This window comes from Enterococcus bulliens (genome assembly GCF_053761865.1).
In genome coordinates, this window is sequence record NZ_JBSMXK010000046.1 from 1 (window position 1) to 2888 (window position 2888).

The 2888-nt window shown below is 35.0% G+C and carries 4 protein-coding genes and 1 pseudogene; 4 read left to right on the top strand and 1 reads right to left on the bottom strand.

The window, feature by feature from the left end; genetic code table 11:
* Window positions 1–246: 246 nt before the first annotated feature.
* Entirely contained in the window at window positions 247–936 is a 690-nt protein-coding gene (locus ACWOEC_RS11995) for an HAD family hydrolase (protein WP_455308461.1), read from the bottom strand.
* 256 nt (window positions 937–1192) lie between these two features.
* Here ACWOEC_RS11995 and ACWOEC_RS12000 point away from each other — a divergent pair, with 256 nt between their 5' ends.
* The 4 genes and pseudogenes from ACWOEC_RS12000 to ACWOEC_RS12015 all read left to right on the top strand — a co-directional run.
* Window positions 1193–1840 (top strand): DUF998 domain-containing protein, encoded by a 648-nt coding sequence (locus ACWOEC_RS12000; protein WP_455308463.1) that lies wholly within the window; start codon window positions 1193–1195, stop codon window positions 1838–1840.
* Between the two features lie 158 nt (window positions 1841–1998).
* A complete protein-coding gene (locus tag ACWOEC_RS12005; protein WP_455308465.1) occupies window positions 1999–2292 on the top strand; it encodes a bacteriocin immunity protein in 294 nt (97 codons plus the stop codon).
* 14 nt (window positions 2293–2306) lie between these two features.
* Window positions 2307–2654 carry a DUF6176 family protein gene (locus tag ACWOEC_RS12010; protein WP_455308467.1) on the top strand — a complete coding sequence of 116 codons (348 nt, stop codon included), beginning with the start codon at window positions 2307–2309 and terminating at the stop codon, window positions 2652–2654.
* A 119-nt stretch (window positions 2655–2773) separates the two neighbouring features.
* Window positions 2774–2888: pseudogene (locus ACWOEC_RS12015) on the top strand (IS6 family transposase); the annotation flags it as partial.

Consider the following 2888-nt stretch of genomic DNA (forward strand, 5'->3'; position numbering starts at 1 on the left):
AACGAGAATTTTTATGATGAATCAATTAATCGTCATAAAATAACAAAAAAATCAGAGGAAGCAGATTTCTCTACTTCCTCTGATTTGTAAAATTTCTCTTCATCAGTCCTTATTGACAAAGAGCCATAAAAGTAAGGGTTTACTTTTATCACGTGTTTTGAGGTCCTGTCTGCATTACCAGTCACATGCCTGTACGTTTTATTTTCTAAAGTATAGCATGATGAAAATGTAAACGCAACCATATTTTTATCCTTTTTCTTGTACCCAGTTTAAAACAGCTTCACTGGTGGGAAAAATCACTTCAGGTTTAAGTGGATGATCTAAAGTTATATCGTATTTATTTAACCAAACTGTGTGCCACCCTGCATTTATAGCGCCGACCATATCATTTTCAAACGAGTCCCCAATCAAGTACAATTCTTCAGGCTGTTTATTGACTTGACGTGCGACATAAGAATAAATTGCTAGATCAGGTTTCATGACACCAATCTCTCCGGAAACAAAGAAACGATCGGATAAAAACCATCTCTCTAGTTTCAGTTGTTTGATTTTATTACGTTGATAATTAGAGGCGCCATTTGTGAGTAATGCAATCTCGATTTGATGTTTTACACAGTAGTCTAAGATCTCTTCCATGAATGGATTGAGCGTGATTTGTTGCTGATAATTTCGATAATTTGCTTGGAATTGATCTGCCTGTGCATCCGTGATCGTCTGCCCTAATGCGAAAAAAGCCTTTTGAATGCGATAGCGATGCATCGCTTGCATGGACATCTTCCCTGTTTCTGAAGCAACAAACACTTCATCGCCATACTTGCGGCTTAATCGATACAACTCCTCAACGTTGATATCTTTCATATGGAACTGATCCTCATACGCTTTTTGAAATGGAATCAATTGATCATATAAGGTATCGTCTAAATCAAATACTAACATGGATAACTCTCCTTTGTTTTTACTCTTTTTAGTATAACAAAAAAGCAACTGGCTAGATGATGTATTTTTATTTTTTATAATTTTATTGTTTTTGCGATAATAGGAACCGAAAACAGATTATATAAATACGTATTGATCTCCGTACATTCGTTTAATTTATTTCATTTTATTCTATCTTAAGCTTCAATTAAGTTCATACAGCTACACTAAGAACAACAATAAAACAAGAACCATTATGAGAAAGAAGAGGATGAACATGATCAAACAACATTTTCGCTATTTATTGCTAGGATTTGTCTTAATCGATTTTACGACACCTTATCTTCTAGCATTATTTTATCCTGAGTATAATTCACTAACCCAGGTCATTAGTGAATTAGGTAGCGTCAATAGCCCGGTATATTATGCGTTTAGTATCGCTTCAATCCTTTCTGGAACATGCTTACTTTCGAGATTAGTCGGATTGATGGACTACTTGAAAAGTAAGACATCTTCTCTAAAGAGTCTTTCTGTAAGCTGCGCTCTAGCAAGTTTTGCGATTGGTGAATGCTTATTTTCCGGATTGTTTAGTATCGATAGTGCTACAGGTTATATTGCCTTGATCCATGAGCTTGCCTCGATTCTTGGTAGCTTGGGAATGTTGTTCTTCCCATTTTTGATCGGACTTGTCCTCTATAAACAGGCTCCTATTTTCGCAAGACGCTTCTTTGTTATTGGTACGCTGTCGATTATTTGCGCTTTTCTAAATGGTTATGCGCAATATATTGGCTTAGATTTCGCAGGAATTTATCAACGTTTATCCATGACAATGATGTATATGCCGATTGTTATCTTTGTACTTACCCTTACACCAAAAACAAAACCCGTTTTTCAATTATCTAAATCTGTAGTTCTAGCTCAATAACTATGATATCTAATCTTGTTGCTTTTTTTACTCACTAGTCTAACTAGTGGTTTTTTTTAGTCAAAACTTTATAAGAATAACTTTTACTGTAATTTTTTTCAAAACTATTGAAAAAAACGATCCATCAAGCGTAAACTTGAAGTATAGGGGTGATAAATATGAAAACTGTAAATTGGTACGATGGTCGAAAGGAACGTACTGAAATTGCGTGCGATCATCTAATGGAACTCATCAAACATCTAAATGATTCTAACGAACGACCATTAAGAGAATTGTTTGCAAACTACGTGATCGAATTTTCTAATGATTTGAACGCTTTCCCACTTATTTTGAGTCGCTTCAATTTAGATGTTTCCAATTGCTTGCTCAAACATCGTATTGCTTTAAATCCTGAAAATAAAATATTAGTTAAAGAGATCCTTGCATTGAGTGAACTACGTTATACGTATTAAAAAGGAGAAGATAAATGATCAACGTTGAATTAACTCGTTTTCGCATCGTAAAAGGAACTTCTCATCTCGTCGATGAATGGCTCGCCTTTTTAAACGAACATATGCACGAAACCTTACTGACTTTAGAAGCTGAAAAAATGTACGTAGAAACGATCTTTCGTGAAGTATTAGATGGACACGAATACTTATACTGGTACTCGATTCAAGGCGAAGGTGGTCAAGAAGTTAAAGACTCGACAGATTGGATCGATCAAAAACATTTAGCCTATTGGGAACAGTGTATCGACAAGACTTTTTGTCCTGTAGATCTGACACCAGAAATCATCATGATCCCTAAAAATATCAGACAACAGATGGAATAAAAGAAACGGCGTTCCAGAAGTAGCTCCTTAAAAAATAAGCCAAATGGTTCTGTTGCAAAGTTTTAAATCTACTATCAAATAAGGTAGAATAATAGAAAAAGATAGCTGGAGGAATGACGATGAATCCTTTTAAAGGAAAGCAATTTCAGCAGGATGTGATTATTGTAGCCGTGGGCTACTATCTTCGTTATAACCTTAGCTATCGTGAAGTTCAAGAAATCTTATATGATCGTG